General features: G+C 45.9%; 20 protein-coding genes. 2 read left to right on the top strand and 18 right to left on the bottom strand.

Annotated elements, in window-relative coordinates:
• Positions 1 to 243 precede the first annotated feature (243 nt).
• The 8 genes from OQJ86_RS07740 to OQJ86_RS07705 form a co-directional block, all read right to left on the bottom strand.
• Entirely contained in the window at positions 244 to 1,515 is a 1,272-nt protein-coding gene (locus tag OQJ86_RS07740; RefSeq protein WP_265987397.1) for a sensor histidine kinase, read from the bottom strand.
• Between the two features lie 11 nt (positions 1,516 to 1,526).
• Positions 1,527 to 2,219, bottom strand: coding sequence for a response regulator transcription factor (locus OQJ86_RS07735; RefSeq protein ID WP_042604128.1), 693 nt, complete (start codon positions 2,217 to 2,219; stop codon positions 1,527 to 1,529).
• Positions 2,220 to 2,236: 17 nt separating this feature from the next.
• Positions 2,237 to 2,779, bottom strand: a complete 543-nt coding sequence (locus OQJ86_RS07730) for a prepilin-type N-terminal cleavage/methylation domain-containing protein (RefSeq protein ID WP_265987396.1) — start codon at positions 2,777 to 2,779, stop codon at positions 2,237 to 2,239.
• A 38-nt stretch (positions 2,780 to 2,817) separates the two neighbouring features.
• Positions 2,818 to 4,515 carry a GGDEF domain-containing protein gene (locus tag OQJ86_RS07725; protein WP_265987395.1) on the bottom strand — a complete coding sequence of 566 codons (1,698 nt, stop codon included), beginning with the start codon at positions 4,513 to 4,515 and terminating at the stop codon, positions 2,818 to 2,820.
• Between the two features lie 331 nt (positions 4,516 to 4,846).
• Positions 4,847 to 5,320 carry a type II secretion system protein gene (locus OQJ86_RS07720; RefSeq protein ID WP_038878100.1) on the bottom strand — a complete coding sequence of 158 codons (474 nt, stop codon included), beginning with the start codon at positions 5,318 to 5,320 and terminating at the stop codon, positions 4,847 to 4,849.
• Between the two features lie 210 nt (positions 5,321 to 5,530).
• Complete coding sequence (locus tag OQJ86_RS07715; RefSeq protein ID WP_265987394.1) at positions 5,531 to 7,192, bottom strand: ATP-binding SpoIIE family protein phosphatase; 1,662 nt, start codon at positions 7,190 to 7,192, stop codon at positions 5,531 to 5,533.
• Positions 7,193 to 7,218: 26 nt separating this feature from the next.
• Complete coding sequence (locus OQJ86_RS07710) at positions 7,219 to 7,479, bottom strand: hypothetical protein (protein WP_042602882.1); 261 nt, start codon at positions 7,477 to 7,479, stop codon at positions 7,219 to 7,221.
• Positions 7,480 to 7,733: 254 nt separating this feature from the next.
• Entirely contained in the window at positions 7,734 to 8,348 is a 615-nt protein-coding gene (locus OQJ86_RS07705) for a glutathione S-transferase (protein WP_005450075.1), read from the bottom strand.
• A gap of 284 nt (positions 8,349 to 8,632) precedes the next feature.
• Between OQJ86_RS07705 and OQJ86_RS07700 the strand changes: the two genes are divergently transcribed.
• Both OQJ86_RS07700 and OQJ86_RS07695 read left to right on the top strand, forming a co-directional pair.
• Positions 8,633 to 9,208 (top strand): TetR/AcrR family transcriptional regulator, encoded by a 576-nt coding sequence (locus tag OQJ86_RS07700; protein ID WP_005375904.1) that lies wholly within the window; start codon positions 8,633 to 8,635, stop codon positions 9,206 to 9,208.
• Position 9,209: 1 nt separating this feature from the next.
• Positions 9,210 to 9,614, top strand: a complete 405-nt coding sequence (locus OQJ86_RS07695; RefSeq protein WP_104027736.1) for a PPC domain-containing DNA-binding protein — start codon at positions 9,210 to 9,212, stop codon at positions 9,612 to 9,614.
• A gap of 98 nt (positions 9,615 to 9,712) precedes the next feature.
• Here OQJ86_RS07695 and nirD read toward each other — a convergent pair whose 3' ends face one another.
• The 10 genes from nirD to OQJ86_RS07645 all read right to left on the bottom strand — a co-directional run bounded on the left by nirD (position 9,713) and on the right by OQJ86_RS07645 (position 22,460).
• Positions 9,713 to 10,048: a nitrite reductase small subunit NirD gene (nirD, locus tag OQJ86_RS07690; protein ID WP_025788178.1), complete on the bottom strand. Its 336-nt coding sequence runs from the start codon at positions 10,046 to 10,048 to the stop codon at positions 9,713 to 9,715.
• Positions 10,049 to 12,568, bottom strand: coding sequence for a nitrite reductase large subunit NirB (nirB, locus tag OQJ86_RS07685; protein WP_265987393.1), 2,520 nt, complete (start codon positions 12,566 to 12,568; stop codon positions 10,049 to 10,051).
• Between the two features lie 10 nt (positions 12,569 to 12,578).
• A complete protein-coding gene (locus OQJ86_RS07680) occupies positions 12,579 to 13,415 on the bottom strand; it encodes an ABC transporter ATP-binding protein (protein ID WP_005450080.1) in 837 nt (278 codons plus the stop codon).
• Positions 13,416 to 13,426: 11 nt separating this feature from the next.
• Positions 13,427 to 14,392 (bottom strand): ABC transporter permease, encoded by a 966-nt coding sequence (locus OQJ86_RS07675; protein ID WP_265987391.1) that lies wholly within the window; start codon positions 14,390 to 14,392, stop codon positions 13,427 to 13,429.
• An 80-nt stretch (positions 14,393 to 14,472) separates the two neighbouring features.
• Positions 14,473 to 15,837: a CmpA/NrtA family ABC transporter substrate-binding protein gene (locus OQJ86_RS07670; protein ID WP_005387573.1), complete on the bottom strand. Its 1,365-nt coding sequence runs from the start codon at positions 15,835 to 15,837 to the stop codon at positions 14,473 to 14,475.
• Positions 15,838 to 16,118: 281 nt separating this feature from the next.
• Positions 16,119 to 16,700 (bottom strand): ANTAR domain-containing response regulator, encoded by a 582-nt coding sequence (locus OQJ86_RS07665; RefSeq protein WP_265987390.1) that lies wholly within the window; start codon positions 16,698 to 16,700, stop codon positions 16,119 to 16,121.
• Positions 16,701 to 16,773: 73 nt separating this feature from the next.
• Positions 16,774 to 17,691 carry a dienelactone hydrolase family protein gene (locus tag OQJ86_RS07660; protein WP_105067271.1) on the bottom strand — a complete coding sequence of 306 codons (918 nt, stop codon included), beginning with the start codon at positions 17,689 to 17,691 and terminating at the stop codon, positions 16,774 to 16,776.
• Positions 17,692 to 17,920: 229 nt separating this feature from the next.
• Complete coding sequence (locus OQJ86_RS07655; RefSeq protein ID WP_265987389.1) at positions 17,921 to 18,874, bottom strand: glycosyl transferase family protein; 954 nt, start codon at positions 18,872 to 18,874, stop codon at positions 17,921 to 17,923.
• Entirely contained in the window at positions 18,871 to 19,776 is a 906-nt protein-coding gene (gene cobA, locus OQJ86_RS07650; protein WP_265987388.1) for a uroporphyrinogen-III C-methyltransferase, read from the bottom strand. Before cobA ends, OQJ86_RS07655 begins: the two co-directional genes overlap by 4 nt.
• A gap of 20 nt (positions 19,777 to 19,796) precedes the next feature.
• On the bottom strand, positions 19,797 to 22,460 hold the full coding sequence (locus tag OQJ86_RS07645; RefSeq protein WP_265987387.1) for a nitrate reductase: 2,664 nt from the start codon (positions 22,458 to 22,460) through the stop codon (positions 19,797 to 19,799).
• Positions 22,461 to 22,590: the final 130 nt, after the last annotated feature.

The raw sequence follows: 22,590 nt of genomic DNA, 5'->3' as shown, positions 1-22,590 counted from the left end.
AAATCAGAAGTGAAGAAAATATAGATTTGGTTGTTTGGCGTACTTTGTCAGTAAACAGATCGGCTGCGTGTCGATCTCTCTGAAACGTCGTCACAGAAACCACATCGGTTTCCATTATTCAACTCTATGGCGTCTTTCTGTGAATTCAAAAATCGAGGGTAACAGCCACCGAAAAATATGAAGAATCACAATCGCGATAACGAACTCGTTTAAGGTAAACCCTTTGCTATCGTCTTAATTCTCTTATGCAAACGTCACTTTCACGACTCTACCGTTGGCTAATACTTGTTCATCATATTGCCAGTAGTACTTGTCACAAATCTTTTTAATCAGTAATAGACCCAAACCAAAACCGGTTGTTTCGTGGGTCAGATTTGTTTTTGCATCAGTGTTGATGACTTCGACCTCTAAACCGGTTTGCTTAATAATCACTTTACCTTCTATGGTGTGCTGAAACGCATTACGAATTAGGTTAGTAATGACGATTTTGCACATGCCTGATAAGTGCAAGCATTCGAAACTGTCGACGTTGACCTCAACTTCAACGGCCTTCCCATCCAATAAGTAGCGTTGTTCATTCACCACCAGCTCCGCCAATACGCCTAGGCTTGTCATCGTTTCTTTAAGCTCAGTTGAGTTTTCATGATTGAGCCATAACAAGCTTTCACATAGGTCAGACATCGCCAGGCTGTTATTTTCGATTCTCTGAATATTTTTAAGTAATCGCTCTTTTGGCATATCGCTGGCGATCATTTTTTTCATTAACTCAGAATTGGAACGAATTACTGCAATTGGCGTCCGTAACTCGTGGCTCGCATAACGTATGAACTCTTGCTCTTTCTTCACACTTCTTTGAACTGCAGATAAAGACGAATTGATCACTCGGGCCATCATGTTCAATTCAGAAAACTTAAAGTCAGGTATGTTGGAACGATCATCTTTTTCACGAATATTCATCGCCCATGTTTTTAGTTCTTCGACTGGTTTTGTGATTTTGCGAAGAATAAAGAACACACCGATTAAAAACAGGGTTAACAATACCGCGACAAACAACACGATATAATTGAGTTGCGGTAACAAGTTTATGTTAAGTGTATCGGTGAAATCATCGAATGCGTTTTTGTTGATTTTGACTGCGACAAATTTGGTTTGAGCATCCACTTCGCTTTTTATCAACAAATAGATGAAGCGGTTGGCGTTTCTCCCTGCGCGATACTCAGTCTCTGTCGCTTTAAATAACTTCCCTACCGCGAGATCCTTTTCAACAAACTTGAGTTGAAATGCCAAAGGTAAGTCATCCCAATTGGCAGTAATGATAAATGGCGGGTTAATGATGGGTTTGCCTACTTTCGGCTCTTCCGTTTCCGCTTTCACCAGCATGACACCTTTGGTCATAAGATCGATACCAGTATAGAGGTTATAGGTGCTACAAGAGCCCGCAACAACGGCAAGGATTAACCCTAACACCGCAGAGACGGTGATTACGTACACTCTAAGGCTGTCTTTGATCTTCACCGATGACTTTCCTATTGATGCCGTGACTTGGACTTGAGCACATAGCCAAAGTTAGGAAGCGTATGAATAAGCTTGGTGTTTTGTCCCTTATCCACCGCCTGACGCAGCTTAAACATGTGAACTTTCAAGCTGTTACTTTCTGGTGACGCATCGCCCCAGACCAATCGCATTATCTTACTTCGACTTACTGGTGAAGGACTAGCGCTCATCATCACTTTCAAAATATTGTAGCAAGTCGGTGATAAATTGAGAGAATCTTCCCCTCGAAAGACCTCCCTACTGCTGATATCGAGTACCAAGTCCCCCACAACGAGCCGCTCTGGCGCGCCACTTCTACGTTTTAACAACACCTGTACACGAGCGAGCAGTTCTTCAAGGGCAAAAGGCTTGACCATGTAGTCATCAGCACCAACCTGAAAGCCTGCTAATTTATCGCTCAGATCGCTTCTCGCGCTCAGAATCAAAATAGGTAAGTCAATACCATCTAAACGCAACTCTTCACAGACTTTTAAACCTGACAATTGGGGTAAGTTGACGTCCAGAATGACCAGATCATAGTCATCTGAACGAGCTAACTTTAACGCCATCATACCATTGGATGCATGGTCACAATGAATCCCATTCATCTCTAAGTATTCCATGATGGTCTTTGCTAATTCAATATTGTCGTCGACCAACAAAAGGTGCTTGTGCATTACATCCATTTACCTACATTCCATCACTAACAATCTTCGGTCTCTAACGTTGTCATGCTTTTCCCAGTGCGGCTTGCCGTCGCTGGCACGTAATGAATGCGGCAATGAAACGAGGTTAAGTCGTCCCAATCACCATAAAACTGGGGAAAAACCCAAAATCCGCCATCGTAATCAGTTTCAAAATTCAGCGTATCTTCACCATGATAATCTTGATTAAGAGGTGAGACATCGGCATCAACCAACTCATTAAATTGTTCGTATGCTTGGCGCTGGAAGACATCAAACCAAGGATAGTTGTCTTCATTGGTTAAACGAATTTGTTGCCCATTTAGCACCAAACAACGCATTTGCTTGTGGTAATCACAAGGCTGGATATTAGCCGAAGGAAGTTGTGATTTGGCAGATGCCAACGCAAATGCAGACTCGATCGCCCCTTGAGTAGCCTTTAGAGTGGCAACTCTCGCCTCTGATTGTATTCCCAAGAATTTAGGCGCAGCAATAACGGCCAAGATACCTAAAATAACGATGACAACGACCAGTTCGATCAGAGTAAAACCTTTATTCTTCATAAAATCTCCAAACCGTTGAGACGTCCTTGTCTATAGATTTAAATAACGTAGTCAACGCTGCGCTGACGTTTAATATGACGTTTGGCTGTGTACATGTTTCTGTCGGCAATTTCGATGGCAGTATTGACATCGTGGTTGTTCACTTTTGATAGGCCGTACGCAAAGGACAAGTCGTACCCTTTTTCTGCAAAGTAACGCGTCATTTTCACGTTTAACGAATTGAGTCTGTTTTCGATATCGTCGTAAGTAGAGGTATCAAAAATGATTACAAACTCATCACCGCCATAACGAATCACCACGTCTTTATCTCGAAGTGATGATTTCAATAAACACGCAAAATCGACAAGGCAACTGTCTCCGACTCTATGACCAAACGCGTCGTTAATGGCTTTAAAGCCATTCATATCCAAAAAGGCAACGATCCGGTTTTCATACGCTCCTAAGTGGTACTTCAAAAACGAGCGGGTATAACACTTGGTTAGCTCATCTTTACTCACATCCACCAAACCAACGTTTGAGGGGCAAACGGTCGCAATGATGAATTTCTTGCCGTTGTAGACCATTTTTTCGCGAATCGTGTCGTACTCAATACCCTCGAAAAACTCTTTGTCTTTGTGGAACATAAGATGTTCGTCTTGCAGCAAGTTCTTATCTTTCTCTAAGCACAAACGGTAGCTTTCGTTTTCGTGAATGATCTCTTGCGGTTTCACACCAACAATACTGGTTCCGACCAACTCTCGGTGTGCCGCGTTATCAAAAATCACCACACCTTGCTCGTTTCTCATGATGACCAGCTTTTCAGCTGAATCGAGCATCGACACAACGCCATTCGCAATAATCGATGTATTATTGAAATAGATGTCTCTTAGGTTGCTCAGAGTCGTATTTACGTCTTCGTTGTGCACAACGCCCAAGATGTCATGGTCTTCAATAAAGCGATTCACTTCTTCGCTCTGTACATCTTCAATATTGTTTTCAATCAGAAAGTTATAAAGCTTGTAATCTAAATCCAAGCTCATTCGTAGCAGTGCTTCTACAGGTGCATCTTGCTCAAGGTTGGAAAAGCAATCTAGCTCAACAATCTCCTCTAACGGCATTGCTGGATAGAAATAGAAACCTTGAATCGTTGGCTTTTCGGCAAACAATTCGATCAGTTCTTTTTGACGCTTGTTCTCAACACCTTCAAAAACAACTTTGTGTGTACATAGCGTTTTGATCTTTGAGTACAAAAACGACAGATGCTTAAATTTGCTGTAGTTTTTCTCAATGTCATGAACCAACGAACGGTCAAATTTGACTTCATCCGCGCCGATAGTGAGCGCCAAATCCGCTCTCGCGAAATCTTTACCGAAATCATCAATAGACAGCTTGATGCCGTTGTCTTTTAGCAGTGCAACATGATTAAGAAATTCGTCGTTGAGCTCAACACCTTGATGCTCAACCAACTCTAAAGAAACGTTCTTTCCTTTTAGCTGCTTGATCGCACTGAAGACAAAGTAATCATTCAAAACACTGGTTGGGTAGATGTTGATGGATACCGGAATTTGAATGTCAAACTTCGCGATGTCTTCCAAACAACGCTTCATCACTGATAGATCAAGCGCCATGTTGTCTTTCACTTCGGCGAAAAATTCAGGCAGTGTTTTTTCAACGTCGACTGGTCGTAGCAAAGCTTCAAGACCAACGATCACGCCATCTTTTAGTTTTGGTTGGTACAACAAGTTGAAATCTGACATTAAGAGACCTTTATAAGTGTTTTTATTGAGTTGGTATTCACGTAGTTCGCTGACCAACACGTTTAATGACACTCGCCTCTACTTCCTGTTAATCATTAACAAGGTTAAATTCCATCTCAAAGCCAACGCTTTAAGAGGCATAGTGTGTGATATGAGTCATATCTTAAATTTCTCATGGTTAACGCTAAGTTAACGCCCGAACTTGTTTTGATGATTTGTTTTTATCGTCACCATAACGGTATGTTTTAAGCGACTTTTAAGGGAACTTTTTAAGGGAATACGCACAGCTTTTGAGCACAAAAAAAGCCACTTTAAAAAGTGGCTCTAAGAATCATTTTGTTAGCCCACTACACTCTACAGGGTCTTTGACGACCACGGTTGCGGCTGCACTAGTCGCACCGGCTTGTGTGTATTTGATACAAGTTTTGTCATAACCCGCAATGCCGAAGTAGATTGAATCGCCACCAGGGATTTCTTTGTGTGCCCAGTCTTCTCTCAAGCCTTGCACCACAATAGATAGGTCATTCAAGGTTGCTTTTGGGTACCCGTAAGCGATAGCCAAATCAAGCGTACCTGTACCATCAGTATCCAAGTTAGCCTCTTCTGCGCGTTCGACACCCATTAATGCCGCTTTGCCGTAAACAATGCCCATCGCACCGTTCATCGCCCCTCTAAACCCAGCAATTGCCGCGTTTCTTGCATCATCTTGCAAATTCAAGAATCGAGGCGCTGCTGTCACAGATAAAATACCTAAGATGACAATGACCACGACCAATTCAATTAAGGTAAACCCTTTCGCCTTCATTTTTTATTTCCCAACTACAAACGAGAGAAAAATCACGATGACAAGAGGCAGAAGCCCTGACTCTCCATCGGTTGACGGCGAATATACGACGAAGAAAGTTAACGCAGGGTTAACTCAAAACGGGCAGAAAAAATAAAGTTTAGGCAATCGATTAGCGCGGACAAAAACATGCGTGTAAGAGGAAGATTTAAGCAGTATCACAAGCAAAAGTTACGATTTAGACACTATTGCCACCGTAAAACAATTACGCTCCACTTGATGTGATACAGAAAACGCATCCGTCATCTGGGCAATGAGCATCAAACCTCGCCCTGAAGGCATCCAACTCTGTTCATCAAATAGATTTGGCGTCTCAATTTGCTTTGAGGTGTAACTTTGGAAGGTTTCATCAGAAATGCGATTGCCATAATCAGATACACGCACTTCTATGTTGTGCTGCTCACCTTGTGTTAGTTCGCACTCTAACTCGATCGTTTTTCCGGTTTGTTCTTGATAGGCATGGATGAAAGCATTGTTCATCAACTCAACCACACACAACTCTAGGGTTTGCATGGCATGAGAAGAAACCGAATGTTGTTGAAGGAACGCAACCAATTCGAGACTCGCTTGGCGTGAAACTTCTAAAGACGCTTGATAGGATTTCTGGAATACCGCACTCGGCGAATTGACGGCTTGCGACTGCCTAGAACCCAACCATTGCACTTTCAACACGCTCACATCATCGTCGAGTTCCGGTTTTCCTTGCCAGTTTTGCACTTGCTCCAAAACGACATTGGTTTGTGCCTTTTCTGGCATCGCTTGACTCCCTTCGATGTTGGATAGCAGTCGGTCAATGCCGTAAAGCTCCTCACCTTGCTTGGCTTCTATTAGGCCATCGGAGAAAAACCAAAGGGCGTCATTAGGCTTAAGTTGGATACTGCCACCTTGGTACATCATCGGCTCTAATGCCCCGACAATGAAGTTGTTGTCGCCAACAAGTTCCAAGCAGTTGTGTTCCGTCTGTTGCCAAACGAATTTAGGGTGCCCTGCAGTGCAATAATTCAGTTCACCGGTTTCGGTGTTCAACACGGCGTATTCGATAGTGAAATAGAGCTTGCTGTTCTGCGTTTGCTGGTAGCGTCGATTGAGCCTTTCAACGACTGCTACTGGCTCACTTATTTGATATTCATTTTGGTGCCAGTCTAACGTTATCGACTCCGATTGGTGACGTTGTGACAAAGTTTGCTGGACTGAAAATGCCATCAGTGCTGAAGAAATACCATGCCCCGATACATCAAATACGTAGAAAGCAACATGTTGCTCATCAAGCTCCACATAGCCCAACATATCCCCACCGATCTTGGTACAAGGGACATAAGTAAAGCTGAATTGTGCCGTGTGAATTTGTTCTCCCACTGGCAACAGTTGCCCCATTAACTCTCCAGCCGAATCCAAATCCTGCTGAATGGTTTGATAGGCTAAATCGAGCTCTTGGTTTTTTGTCGTGAGCGTATTGTGCAATTCTAAGGTACGAAAACCCGCTCGGATGCGCGCTTGTAGTTCCTCTACAGATGTCTTCTTGTCGACAAAGTCATCGGCGCCTGCATCCATGCCTTTGATGATGGATTCTTGATCGTTACGGGAAGAGAGAAGCACAAAGAAGATATAACGAGAAAACGCCGACGATTTAAGCTCACGGCAAAGCTCAATGCCACTGATGCCCGGCATCATCAAATCACTGAGGACAAACTGAATGTCAGTTCGGTGAGTCAGCACTTCTAACGCAGACTCACCATCTTCAACGGCAATGACCTCGTACCCTTGCTTTTGCAATGCGCTGGTCATATAGAGCAACACCGTTTTACTGTCATCGACCAACAAAATTGATTTCATAATGCTCCCTGCTTATGACGCAGTGCCTAATGAAGGATGGCGTTAGTGGACTGTTCGTCTCTAAATCGAGTGTAATCTTCTGATAATAGTTGGTGTTGGTAACGGGTATAAGACAACGCCTCATTCGAGACAACGATTTGGTTTTCTTTTTCCACCAGTTGCCCGCGCAGCAATTCAATTTGTTGATGTTGTTGAGTGTGGTTTTGATACATCGCAACTAATCCACACACAGACGCTACGAGCAGCGTACACAACACGCCATTGATGGTTTTACTTCGAACACGCATAACCTCTCCTTGTCGCTTGGTATCCTTCATTACTTGGTGAAGTCCAATAATGATTGGGACGTCTACAAACTAAGAACTCAAGGTTCCAAAACGCCGTGAGAGCCAATTGATGTTGTTTCATTAACAGAGTTAATTATAGGAGAAAGGCAGAAAAAGAAGAGAAAACCTGAACAAATTGAAGATCTTTGCGCTTAAAACGACAAAAAGCAGCAAGTCTACAAAAGCCTTGCTGCTTAGAAAAATCACGCTAGAAGTTAGCCTTGAAACGCTTCACGCACCGATACTTGTTCAAACCAACGCGCAATATTGGGGTAGGTTTCGAACACTTCAATACTCAAGCCATTTACGGCAAAACCAACAAAAATGTAGCCGGTAATGTCTACGATGGTGAAGTTATCCGTGGCGATATGCTCGCTTTCTGATAGGCGCTTGTCGAGAATTGGTAGGAATTCTAATACGCGAGATTTCGACTCGTCACCCCACGCAGCAACACAGTTTTCACGATCTTGGTAAATTGCTGTGATATTGCGAAACGCCTGAAAAGCCGTGTACAAACCTTGGAATTCGACAACGCGATGCCACATTTCCACCTGAGCACGTTCGAGCTGGTTAGCACCAAACAGCGCCAGATCATTTTCAAACGCTTCATCTAGGTAGCGACAAATTGCCACGCTTTCACAGATCGTCGTGCCATCATCCAGTTCCAGCAGAGGCACTTTGCCGTTCACGCTTTTCGATTTAAACGGTTCAGATAGGTTATCACCCTCACGAACGTTCAGCGCAATTCGCTCAACCTCGCCACCGATTTCCTTTAGAAAAATGCTAACTCGCTTACAACTTGGAGTCATTGCGGTTTCATAGAGCTTCATTTCACATCCTTTTATCTTTTTCTAACCGATTGGTTAGGATATACTGTAGCCAGTTTATAAACGATCAGTCAAGAACTTCACTATCAAAAATTTTCAAACAGTTGTGGGTCTGTTTGCTGAGCGAGATTTTTGATGCCGTTTGTGAGTTCACATGAATTTGGGGGCTGATACCCAAAAATAGATGGGTATTCATCATATTGGTTCAGTTCGAACGCTAGAGGTTCTCTGTACCATCCCTCCAAAGCAATTTAATTACCCGATAAGCAGACCCAGGCAGGTAATTTATGGCAAGAAAAGCCAACTTCGACCGAGATGAAAAGCTTCTCGTGGCTATGGATGTGTTTTGGCGCAAGGGCTTTGCGAACACGTCGATCTCGGATCTCACCGACGAGTTGAACATCAACCGCTTCAGTCTTTACAACACCTATGGTGACAAGCAACAGCTCTACTACGAAGCGCTCGATACTTACTTGAAAAAGGTCTCGCTACCGTCACTGAATGATTTGGAAAAAGACGACGCGTCTTTACCTGAGTTGGAATCGTTCCTTAAATCTTTTGCTGAGCTGCAACGCAAACGCAACTGTGGGTGTTTTATCCAAAATGCGTTGATTGAGCACGCTGGGGAAGACGATGATGTACTGCGCAAAGGGCATTTTTTGTTTGACCATCTTATCGACATCATTGCGGATGCGCTGACCAATGCGCAAAAAGAAACCTTAGTGCCGAAAACGCTGAAACCAGAAGAGCTCGCTCGTTTTGTTCTCAACAACATGCAAGGTATGCGCGTACTTGGCAAAGCCAAACGTTATGCCGACTTGGATACCGCGCTTTCCTGCTTGCTGGTTTTGATTAGGAAGTGACATGTCGATTGAAGTGATAGCAGTACGTCTTACCAAAGGCATGGACTTAAAGCTGAGCCTAGCGAAATTGGTCGAGCAGCATGGTATCAAAGCAGGCTCGATTGCCTCATGCGTTGGCTGTGTCTCTGACCTCAACCTTCGTTTGGCAAGTGCAGAGAGTACGTTAACCAAGCAAGAGCCATTTGAAATCGTCTCTGTGATGGGAACCCTAACGCCTGAACATCAACACGTTCATATCTCGGTGTCTGATCGTGAAGGACGAGTCTGGGGCGGGCATTTAATGGAAGGCACGGTTATTGATACCACCGCAGAATTGATCATCCATTCTTACTCAGAACTTGAGTTCACTAGAGCGATGGACGACTCGACTGGCTATACCGAACTACAAGTGAATCCTTCCAAATAGTAAAAAGCTCCAGAGCCATACTGTACTGTCTCTGGAGCTTTATTCGCTTGTCTCTTACGCCAATAACTTATTCATATCGAGCAAGCTAATTTCGAGGATCATTCCTCGGCTAAGTAACAAACCTGATTATCGTCGACTGTTACTTGCCACGTTTTTAGACAGTGCGCATCGTCTTCCAAACATTGCCCACTCTTTAAACTGAAGTGCTGTTTATACAGTGGTGATGCAACACACATCTCACCATCGATATCACCGACAATCCCTCGACTCATCACATAAGCCTTACCTATTGGGTCCCAATCTTGAACGGCGTAAACACCGCTATCTGGAATGTAGAATAACGCAACGTGCTCGCCTTCAATCAATACAGTAGCACCGATAAACGGCATTAAGTCATCAAGCTGACACAATTTCACTTTGGTTAAAGCTGCCATTTACACCTCCTGTTTCACGGGAATACGCTGACCGCGCACACGTTGGTACGGCAAGACTTTACTGCCCGACGTGCTGTTCAAGAAAGGACGGAAGCGTTGCAGTTTTTGAGGATTATCCAGCGTACTCTTCCACTCACATTGATAGGTATCTACGACTCGCGCCATTTGTTCATCCAAAGAATCACATAAATTCAGAGAGTCATCCAAAATCACTTGTTTAAGGTAATCTAGGCCCCCTTCCATGTTCTCCATCCACACCGACGTGCGCTGCAAGCGATCAGCGGTGCTGACGTAGAACATCAATACTCGGTCGATCATGGTGATCAACTCTGATTTGGATAGATCGGATGCAAACAAATCCGCGTGTCTTGGTCTCATGCCGCCATTACCGCAAACGTATAGATTCCAGCCGTTTTCGGTGGCGATCACCCCAATGTCTTTACTTTGCGCTTCTGCACACTCGCGAGTACAGCCCGATACGGCAAACTTAAGCTTATGGGGCGCTCGCAATCCTTTGTAGCGGTTCTCTAACTCAATGGCTAATCCAACTGAATCATCAACACCATAACGACACCAAGTAGAACCCACGCACGATTTCACGGTGCGCACCGATTTACCGTAGGCGTGCCCTGTTTCAAAACCGGCATCGATTAAGGTTTGCCAGATTTCAGGAAGCTGTTCTAACTGCGCGCCAAATAAATCCACCCGCTGACCGCCAGTGATCTTGGTGTACAGATCGTATTGCTGAGCAACTTCGCCTAGCACGATGAGTTTGTCTGGTGTGATTTCGCCGCCCGGAACACGAGGTACAATCGAGTAAGAGCCATCTTTTTGCAGGTTCGCCATAAAGGCATCGTTGGAATCTTGCAGAGATTGATGCTGTCGCTCCATAATGTGTTCATTCCACAAAGAAGCAAATACAGATGCTGCTGTCGGCTTACAGATATCACACCCATGCCCTTTGCCATGCAGTGCAATTAAGGTGTCGAAGTCTTTGATTTGTTCCACTTGGCAAATATGGAACATATCTTGGCGACTGAGCTCAAAGTGCTCACAAAGGTGGTTGTTAACCTCTACCCCCATAGCTGCCAATTGAGTATCCAATACCGACTTCACCATATTGCTACAGCCACCACAGCCAGTACCGGCTTTGGTATTGGCTTTAAGGTCCGTCAGGTTGGTAGTGCCAGCTTGAATCTCGGCAACTAAGTCGCCTTTTGTGACGTTGTGACAAGAACAGATGATAGCGCTGTCTGGCATCTCTCCGTCCAGCATTCCGGTATCAAACAGCAGGTTCGCGGCGTGGTCTGGCAGGACCGTTTTGTTCAAATAACACTGCAAAAGCGCATCGTAGTCACTGTTGTCACCAACGAGAATCGCACCAAGCAATTGGGTGCCGCTTGCATCAACCACCAGCTTTTTGTAGATGCCTGCGACCGCATCTTGCAAGACCATTTCTTGTGCGCCTTCGGTTTGCATTTGTGCATCGCCGATAGACGCCACATCCACCCCAAGCAGCTTGAGTTTGGTGCTCATGTCTGCACCTTTAAAACCTTCGCTTGGCATTCCAGTCAGGACATCGGCAGTGGTTCTCGCCATGGTGTAACCGGGTGCGACTAAACCAAATATCTTCTGCTCCCAAAGGGCACATTCGCCAATCGCGTAAATATTCTCATCGCTGGTTTGGCATTGGTTGTTAATCACAATACCGCCTCGCTCGCCTACTTCTAGCTCAGCCAACCCTGCCAACTCATCTTGAGGGCGAATCCCTGCGGAAAAGACTATGACATCTACTTCGAGAGGATCTTTGTCTTTAAACACCATACGATGCTTAGCCGTTTCACCATCGCAGATTCGTTCCGTACCCGTTGAGGTGTGAACGGTTAGCCCTAGCGCTTCAATCTTCTCTTTTAGCACTAAGCCAGCACCATCGTCTAACTGCACGGGCATCAGGCGAGGAGCAAATTCAATGACGTGAGTTTCTAACCCCAATAGTTTGAGTGCATTTGCCGCTTCTAAACCCAATAAGCCGCCGCCAATCACTGCGCCTGTTCTTGCGCCTTCACATGCCTTTTTGATTTGTGAAAGATCATCAAGCGTGCGGTAGACAAACACGTTGTCGCGGTCTTTACCTTCAATTGGTGGCACAAATGGGTACGAACCAGTCGCGAGCACAAGTTGGTCGTAACCCAGCACATCTTCACCATCAAGCAGAAGGCGCTTTTGTTCTCTGTCGATGCCTGTTACTTGGCTGCCAAGTACGAGTTGGATGCCATGCATGTCGTACCATTCTTGGTTACTCAGCATCAAATCATCATGAGACTTACCCGCAAACAAAGAGGACAACTGTACACGGTCATACGCGATAAAGCGCTCTGCACCAATAACGGTAATTCGGTGCTCCAAATGCGCGTTTTTCTGCACTAATTGCTCGACGAGGTGTTGCCCGACCATACCGTTGCCTACCACAACGATGTGGCTCAATGCGTTCTTTACTGGAATCGTTAAAGGACTGTTCATCGCTGCCTCCTTATGCAGTTTGCGCTGCGGTTTTGGGTTTGTCTTCTTTCGAAGCAGGAATCTCGACTTTGGATTGCTTCTCGTAAAGGAACTTCAGCACCGCTTGTCGACACTTCTGATACTGCGCATCATCCGCCAGTGCGACACGCTCACGAGGGCGCGGTAGATTCACTTCTAACACTTCACCAATGGTTGCTGCCGGTCCGTTGGTCATCATCACGATTTTGTCAGATAGCAGCACCGCTTCATCCACGTCATGGGTAATCATGATGACGGTATTGTTTAGCTCGGCTTGAATCTTCATCAGTGCATCCTGTAAGTGCGCACGTGTTAACGCATCCAACGCACCAAATGGTTCATCCATCAGCAAAACCTTTGGTTGAAGTGCCAGTGCTCTCGCAATGCCGACTCGCTGCTTCATACCGCCCGAGATTTCATCCGGCTTTTTGTGCGCAGCATGCTGCATTTGAATCAGCTCCAAATAGTGATTCACTTGCTCCTGAATCCACGCTTTGCCCTTTTTGCCGGCAATTTGTTTTACTGCGAGCTCAACGTTTTGATACACAGTGAGCCAAGGCAATAATGAATGGTTTTGGAACACCACTGCGCGGTCAGGTCCCGGTCCAGCAACTTCTCGTCCATCGACGATCACGCCGCCGTCTGTTGGCATGTGCAGACCCGCGACTAAGTTCAATACCGTTGATTTACCGCAGCCAGAGTGGCCAATCAGCGATACAAACTCGCCTTTATTGATTTGTAAATCGACGTTCTTAAGCGCGATGAACTCGCCATCTGGCGTTGGGAATCGCATCCCTAAACGCGTTAGATCTAATAATGCTTTTTCCATGATCTTTTCCCTTATCTCAACGCTTGTTGTTTATTCCAAGACAACCACTTTTGAAGTTGCAGCATGCCTCTATCGAGCATCAAACCGATAAAACCGATGGTGATGACAGCCACCATGATGCGCCCCAATGATGCTGAACTGCCGTTCTGGAACTCATCCCAAACGAACTTGCCTAACCCTGGGTTCTGCGCGAGCATCTCTGCTGCAATCAATACCATCCAAGCGATACCTAAAGAGAGACGTAAACCGGTGAAGATCATTGGAATGGCAGAAGGTAAAACGATGGTGCGTATGTGCTGCCACCACGAAAGTTGAAGCACTTTGCTCACATTGATTAAGTCTTTATCAACGCTCGTCACACCCACAGCGGTGTTAATCAGCGTCGGCCACAAGCTACACAGCGCCACTGTGATCAGAGAGTTAATGAACGACTTAGCAAACATCGGGTCATCACTCACATAAGTAGCACTCACCACCATAGTAACGATAGGCAGCCAAGCCAAAGGTGATACGGGCTTGAGCAATTGAATGATTGGGTTGAACGCTTGATACAGCCCTTGATTAAGACCAAGCACGATGCCAAGCGGAATCGCGATAACCGTCGCCAGCAAAAAGCCTGCAGTCACAGTTACTAAGCTTGTTATGATTTGGTCGAAGAACGTCGGTTTACCAGTGTAAGGACGAATCTTTACTTCGGCGTCTGGATTCTTGGCTAACTTCGCGGCATTGCGTTTTTCCTGACGCTCGATAAACGCTTGTCCCTTTTCTCGCTCTTGCCAATGGTCATCGACAAGGTTGCTGAACTGTTGAAAAGTTTGCACTGGCCCCGGTAGCGTACCTAATGAAGTTTGCACTTCTTTCGCTGCTAAGTGCCACATTGCCAAAAAGATCAACAAACCAATCACGGGCAAAAGCACCAACCGACTTCGGTTCACTACCTGCTTAGCAGGAAAAAGGGAAATGACATTACTAGACATACTCACTCCTAAGAAATTTACATCCTTGTTATTGCGGGCAGACTCACCTGCCCGCTGTATTTTTTGTAGGACTGCTAACCCTAAACTTTGTCTTTTCCTTTAAGCCCGATAGAGAACTTCTCTAGATATTTATTTGGCTCGCGACCGTCATAAACGATGTTGTCGATAAAGTGTGTTTGTGGCGCACGAAAACCATCTTCAGCACTGAAATCTGGGAAGTCTTTTTTGCTCAACACACCATCTTCAATCAGTGCTTGAGCCGCTTGTTGGTAAATGTCCGGACGGTAAACCTCTTTTGCCACATCCATGTACCAATCATCGGATTTCTCGCTTGAGATCTGTCCCCAGCGGCGCATTTGGGTCAGATACCAAATCGCGTCGCTGTAGTACGGGTACGTGGCGTTATGACGGAAGAACACGTTGAAGTCTGGCACGTCTCGTTTGTCGCCTTTCTCGTATTCAAATGTGCCCGTCATTGAGTTGGCGATAACTTCGGCATCCGCTCCAACGTATTCGCTTTTTGATAGCATCTTCACTGCTTCTTGGCGGTTGGCATTGTCGTTTTCATCCAACCAATGTGCCGCTCGAATCAAGGCTTTGACTACTCGAATGTGCGTGTTTGGATACTTCTCAGCCCAAGCTTTGGAAACACCAAACACTTTCTCTGGGTTGTTCTTCCAGATCTCGTAATCGGTCACGACTGGTGTGCCAATGCCTTTGAATACGGCTTGTTGGTTCCAGGGTTCGCCTACGCAGTACCCTTTGATCGTGCCCGCTTCCATCGTCGCTGGCATTTGTGGTGGCGGTGTAACACTCAATAGAACGTCAGCATCCAACTGGCCACTGTTATCGCCTGATTCTGGGGCATAAAAACCTGGATGGATCCCACCCGCTGCTAACCAGTATCGCAACTCATAGTTGTGCGTCGATACAGGGAACACCATGCCCATATTGAAAGGTTTGCCTTTATCCAGATAGCTGTCGACCACAGGCTTCAGTGCATCCGCTTTGATTGGGTGAACAGGTTTGCCATCTGGTTGTTTTGGAATGTATTGCTTCATCTGCTCCCAGGTATCATTGGAAACCGTGATTGCGTTGCCGTTCAAATCCATACTGAACGCGGTAATCACTTCTGCTTTTGTGCCGACACCAATCGTTGCGCCCAATGGCTGACCAGCAAGCATGTGCGCACCAGCAAGCTCACCATCGATGACTCGGTCTAAAAGCACCTTCCAGTTTGCTTGCGCTTCTAAAGTGACGTACAAGCCTTCGTCTTCAAAAAAACCTTTCTCATAAGCAACCGCCAGCGGTGCCATATCGGTTAACTTAATAAAACCAAACTTCAGGTCTTCAATTTCTGGCTCACCCAACTCTGCCTTTACGCTGACCGTGGTGAATACCGATAACGAAATTGCTGACACTTTCAGCATCGAACTCCATTTCATTGGTTTGCTCCCATAAAAAAAGCGCCACTACTCCGAAGAGCAGTAGCGCCGTTGCTAAGTCTACAATTACCGCCGTTGATAATTGAGATAAGCGATTCAACAATAAACCCAATTCTAACTTTTTCATTATTAAGACAATCAATTACTGTGCCAACTTATTTTTCACAGTAAATACAATGAATTAGTTTATTCCACCGTTTCTTATTCCCTGTTATTGCTTGCTGATAGTGCAACACGCACCACGTTAGAAAATGCACCCTAACCCCAAAGTGGTAGAGCAACTAATCCAACACTTCCAAAGTAGTTATCAAATTCTTGGCAACTTGTGCGAGCGTTTGGCTCGATTGCATGGCTGAATTTCTTAGCGCTTTATAAGCCTGATCTTCATCAACGCTGTGCATCTTCATCAGCAACCCCTTGGCTTTTTCCACCAGCTTGCGCTCTTCGATCTTATGGGTCAGCGATTCAATTTCCGATTGCATACTTTCGAATTTCGCTCTCACCAATGTCGCATGTTCAATCCAAGGCTGAAGTGCAAATTCACTATCGTGCGGCATGAGCACATAGTCCATTTTTTCTGATAACCGATTGATATCATTGGATGATAATTGCTTTAAGACGATAAGAAGTGGTGCCGATCTTCTGCGGCAGAAATCGACGATCAAACGCAGTTCTGCGGTTGGTTGCTGCCATCCGACCACAACGCTTGCTGACGGTTCTCGCTGCATAAGCGTTTCTAGTTGTGCCAATTGGCAACCGATGATGTTGTCGTAATCTTTGCTCAATAAGCCGGACAATCGAGCCTGCTCTTGGAGGCTATCACAGCACACTATGATAGGTGTTTTTGACGTTGATTGAGTCATGCACATTCCTTGTTTATATCTCACTCACTAAGAGAGACATAACAAGGAATGTGCCAACTAAAGCTGAAGCATTTTAACTAGAGGCGAGATGTTCTTTGAAGAAGCCGAGCGTGCGTTCCCAAGCGAGCGCTGCTTCTTCCGGTGCGTAGCGTGCCGTTGAGTCGTTATGGAAGCCGTGGTTGACGTTCTCATACATTAACGCTTGATACCGTGCGTCAGTTGCAATTAACTGCTGCTCATAGGCAGGCCATGTGTCGTTAACACGCTTATCGAGCCCTGCAAAGTGAATCATCAATGGCCCTTTGACTTGCTTTTGGATCTCTTGCGCCGCGGGTGTTCCATAGAAAGGCACACCTGCATCGAGCTCTTCTGGCATTACCGCTGCAAGCATGTTGACTATGTATCCACCGAAGCAGAATCCAACCGCGCCCAATTTACCGTTGCCACCCTCGTATTGTTTGAGGAAGTTAGCGGCTGCAATAAAGTCTTGTTCAATCTTGGCTCTGTCCATCTCTTTCTGCATGGCGCGACCTTCATCGTCGTTCCCCGGATAGCCGCCGAGTGGATAAAGCGCGTCTGGAGCGAAAGCAATAAAGCCGTCCTTTGCAAGTCGTCTTGCGACATCTTTGATATAAGGGTTCAGACCTCGGTTTTCATGAATCACCAACACAGTCGGCGATTTCAAGGTCTTCTTCTGTGGCATCACCAAATAACCACGCCCTTCTCCATGCCCATTTGGAGATGGAAAGGTTTCGTAAGTTGCTTTGATGTCAGGATCGTTAAATGAAACTTGTTCTGCGAGTGCGTAATTCGGGGTTAGTGCATCGACCAGTGCTGTCATGCTAAAGCCGAGCACCGCAAGGCCACCCAGCCTATTAAGAAACTCACGGCGCGAGATTTTTCCGTGGGCGTATTCGTCGTACCAATCGAAGGCTTCTTGCGGGATCGGATGAGAAGCCTTTTCACTAGGAGTGGTATGCTTTAGAACCATTATCCATGTCCTCTGTGTCTTACCATATGGGAATTTCTCATTCTCAAAAGCGCAGCGAGAAACGAACGCTATCGAGGCTAAAACTGCGGTTTCACCACTCTGATAAGGAGCAAGGTGGTGAAACACATCATTGGCGAGCTAGGATCTTTTACCTTCTTCAAACAATAGATAATGGATTCAGATTCAACAACTTTGCGTCGTTGGTTTTACATTAATTGACAATAGTGCGTTATTGCTGGCCGCAATAGGCTTGCCAGTAAGAGAAGGCGCGTTCGAATGCTTTTTCCCTGTCGTGCATTTGTGCAAATAGCACCACTGTCATTGTGGCAAGAACCGTATTTGCCATTTGGTTCATGTCATCTTCTGACGTCCCAAACGGGCAGTTCGCAGGCATTGGCACCTCAGACAGCATTTGCTCCGTCCAGTAGTGCGATGTCACGCCGCTTGTTTGGCTTAACCATACGGTTTGGCTTACTTTCGGGTTGTATTCTGACTCACCCGATTGTCCTTTGAATGACACAACGGCATGAGCGGTTTGACCAATCTCGAATTCGACTTCAGCATGAAGTTGTTGGAACCCAGGATGGAAGCTACCACGAATACCAACCGTCGCCTGCCCCGGATTCAATGCTCGAACCACGGTATTAATCGGTGTTCTAAGCCCATAACGATTCTTCCAACCGATCATGGTTTCTGCTTGAGGAGCAAACGCACTCAGCGGTAGATACACAATGTTTTGTGTGTCTAATACACGCTTTGCTTCTTCTACTGATTCCGCTTTCTCAATAGCAAACTTGTCGAGGTAATCTTCTGCGTGTAAACGACCAGATTGACGGTCGTGATAGCCGTGCATCAGCACTTTATGGCCATTATCGGCGAGGATCTTCGCTGCCAACAGATGCCAAGGCTGACCTGCCGCTTCACGTTTGCCTGCATAACATGGCCAATCAATATCTGCACCAATAGCTGGCATGCGGGATTGGAATGCTTTCACAAAGCCAGCGATTTCTTGTTGAGTCTCGTTCTGTACACGGATCAGCATCAATAACATTGCCATCTGACCGTCATCGCACTCACCGTTTAGGTATTCATCCATAACTCGAAACGCTTGGTCAAAGTTCAGTGGTTTTCTACCACGTTCGCCACGACCGACTGTTCTAATACATTCCAAAATGCTGCTCATATTCCCTCGTATTCCGTCACTGACTGTACGGTTTCTATTAGTTGTTCGCGCAGTTTGACAACTTCTCCCATCACAATCAATGCTGGGCTCACGCCTTTAAGTGTAATCGATAAATCATTGAGCTGATTGAGTTGGGTAACATGAACTTGTTGTTGAGGGCTGCAACCATGAGTGATGATCGCGGCAGGGAAATCTGCTCTCAAACCGGAATTGATTAAACCCGTTTGTATTTGCGATGACTTTTCTAACCCCATATAGAAGACTAAAGTTTGTCCGCTTTGCATCAGTTGGCTCCAGGCTTCAAATGCGCCTGTTACCACTTGCCCCGTAACAAAGGTAACGCTGCGAGCAACGCCACGATGAGTCAGCGGAATCAAGCTGTTTGCGGAACACCCAATCGCAGCAGTAATACCGGGGATGACTTCGTAAGCGATTGAGTGTTTGACGAGTGCTAACGCCTCTTCGCCTCCACGGCCAAATACAAAAGGATCTCCCCCTTTTAAGCGCACAACTCGTTTTCCTTGTTGAGCAAGCGACACCATCAAGTCACAAATTTCTTCCTGACCAATACTGGGTTGTCCGCATCGTTTGCCCACGTAAATCCAATCGGCTTGTGACGAAGCCAACTCCAAAATATCTTTGTTAACCAGACGGTCGTACAGCAGAACCTCTGCCGACATAATCGCTTTCACAGCCTTTACCGTTAACAAGTCAGGATCGTGCGGCCCTGCTCCAACAATCGAGACAAAACCTTTGTGGTTCGCATCTAGACTTGCGGAGTTATTTTCTAAAAGTTGGTTCAGTTTGCTTGCTTGATCATGCTTAGAAAAGCGAGACGAGCCTTCTTGTTTCTGACTCGCTTGTCCTTTCTTAAACCAAGACTTTTGATAAGGCGCTTCCATGTGCTTATCCTCTTTATGACTTACTTTATTTGAATAGCCAAACTTTGCTGGTTCGCTTGCTGTTTACCCTTTTGATGCTGATGACTGTCGACCATCTGTTTGATTTGAGAAACGCACGAGCCACAGTTAGTGCCGCATTTGAGTTTGTTTTGAAGTTGAGTCAGTGAAGTGCAGTCTTGCTTATCCATCGCGTCATGTATTTGTTTATCAGTGACACGGAAACAACTACAAACCAGTTTGGCACTGCTTTGCGATTGAGTGATGGTAAGCAGTTGCGATAGCTCCATCGGCTTGCCAATCAAGCCAGTAAAGTTGGTGTAGTCGGTTTGAATCGGTTCGCTAGACACCACTAAAACAGAGCGAATGATACGAACGTCTCCAACAAGGTCGTAATCCACCGCTAGCCAACCCTGGGCAATATCTATCGTAATTCTGCGGCTCTTTTCCGTTCGACAAAAACTCTGCTTCTTTGGTCGCTTATCGTGTGCAAAGCGCCAAATGCCCAAATTGCTTTCTGCTTGAAATGCGCTGTAGAGAAACTTGCCGGAATCAAACTGTGTACCGATGAACATACCGTAGGTTTTGACCGCTGCGTCTTGCACTTCAACATAAGATGACTTAAACGCAGGCTGCCCGGAAATAGGGTCTTTTGCGCTGTTTACTATCGCGTTAACACTACTTTCACCGCCATATCGACCCGCCCAGTGCATTGACATAAACAGCTCCTGAAAACCCAAACCCTCATCAATGGCAACTTTGGCATAAATACCGGTGTTTGAAGCAGGCTGAAACAGCTTGGTGAGTTGTCCTGCTTTTAAGCGGTTTTGAGTAGCAGAGAGTGTGTTCATGTACACGGTTGGTTCTAACTCAGAGGCGGCAAGGTGTGCGATATGCCCTGTGCGCGTCATGGTATGCCATTGGTCGCGTTGCCTGCCCGTATTGAGCCACCAGCTTTTTGTTCTCTCTAAACGCGTTGGAGATTCACTGGTCACGACAAAACGCGCTTTACCATCTGGGTGCGAATAGACGCCATCAGCAAAAGGACGCTCTCCTCCCCATTGTGTTGGCACCCACTCTTCGTATTCTTGCTCGGTTAAGTTCGCGTATTCAGACAGGTCGAGCTTCAATGGCGAATCTGCATTCATGCCTGTCATCGCCGCATATTCCCTGAATACCGCCCGCTCAGAAGTAAACGCAAAACCATTTTGTGTCTTTTCCAATGCACACAGAGCTTGTCCGACTTGGCTTATCGCCCACCAATCTGATTTTGCTTCACCGGGAGGCGTTTGAAACTGACGCTGCCTAGAAAGTCGACGCTCAGAGTTGGTCAGCATGCCTTGTTTCTCCCCCCAGCCAGCGGCGGGCAGCAACAGGTCCGCGTAATGCGCGACATCCGAATCCACTGTGATATCGGAAACAATCACAAACGGACAAATCTCTAGTGCACGTTTTACCAATTGGTTATCTGGTAAAGAGACGACGGGATTGGTTGCCATGATCCAGAGAACTTTAATCTCACCACGTTCTACCGCCTCAAACAGCTCAACGGCTTTTAAACCGGGCTGAGTGGCAATTTCTGGTGAATCCCAAAACGCCTGCACTTGCTTGATAGACTCTGCGTCAAAAGCGCGATGAACCGCTAATTGATTTGCCAAACCACCGACTTCTCGTCCGCCCATCGCATTCGGCTGACCTGTAATAGAAAACGGCCCGCAACCTGACTTGGCAATTTTGCCTGACGCCAAGTGTGCATTAATAATGGCATTGCCTTTATCAACACCATTTTCGGCTTGGTTAACCCCTTGGCAAAACAACGTGATTGCGGTTGGGCTTTGCGCAAACCATTGGAAGAATGTCGTGAGTTTTTCTTCTGAAATGCCAATGGAAGACGTTAGGTTAGTGACATCGTAACGCGAATCAGAAACTTCTTCTGCAAGCGCATCAAACCCGTCGGCATAAGAATTAATGTATTTAGAATCAATATATTGCTGCTCAATAAGAAACTTAAGCAGCCCATTAAAAAGTGATACATCCCCATCATTTTTAATTGGTAGATGCAAATCCGCTTGCTGTGCTGTGACCGTTTCACGCGGGTCAATAACCACCAGTTTGAGATTAGGATTGTTCTCTCTCGCTTGTTGAATACGTCGAAATAAAACAGGGTGTGTCCAAGCTGTATTCGCACCGCAGATAACCAACAACTCGGTATTATCAATGTCGTCGTAATTGACAGGAACGACATCTTCACCAAATGCTCGTACATGAGCCGCAACCGCCGAAGACATGCACAAACGGGAGTTCGTATCGATGTTAGCGCTGCCAACATAGCCTTTCATGAGTTTGTTGGCGACGTAATAGTCTTCCGTCAACAACTGACCAGAAACATACATAGCGACGGAATCCGGTCCAAACTCCGCTTTCGCTTGATGAATCTTTTCTGCAATCAGATCTGTGGCTTGTTGCCATTGTACTTCTTGCCCTTGAGGTCGCTGCTTGGTGACAAGCTTTGGATACAGCAAGCGCGAAGGCATATTCAAGCTCTCTGCCAGCGCGACGCCCTTTACGCACAGTGATCCCGCATTTGCAGGATGACACGCATCCCCAACGATTCCTTTCGCATTGACCTCGACACCACATCCAACACCACAATAGGGACAAGTGGTTTTTTTGCATCCTTGCGACATTCCGCCCCCTGATTCTTTCCTTAGAATGACGAGCTACAAGCGAAAAAAAACCTCTCCCGAAACGAGAGAGGCTGCATTGCCTATAAAAGCTCAAAAAAGTAATACCCTATCCGCTTAACCGCCTGCTAAG

This window comes from Vibrio sp. Sgm 5 (assembly GCF_026241575.1).
Taxonomy (GTDB): domain Bacteria; phylum Pseudomonadota; class Gammaproteobacteria; order Enterobacterales; family Vibrionaceae; genus Vibrio; species Vibrio jasicida.
The sequence above is the reverse complement of the archived record's forward strand: the minus strand, read 5'-3'. Positions and strand labels throughout refer to the sequence as shown.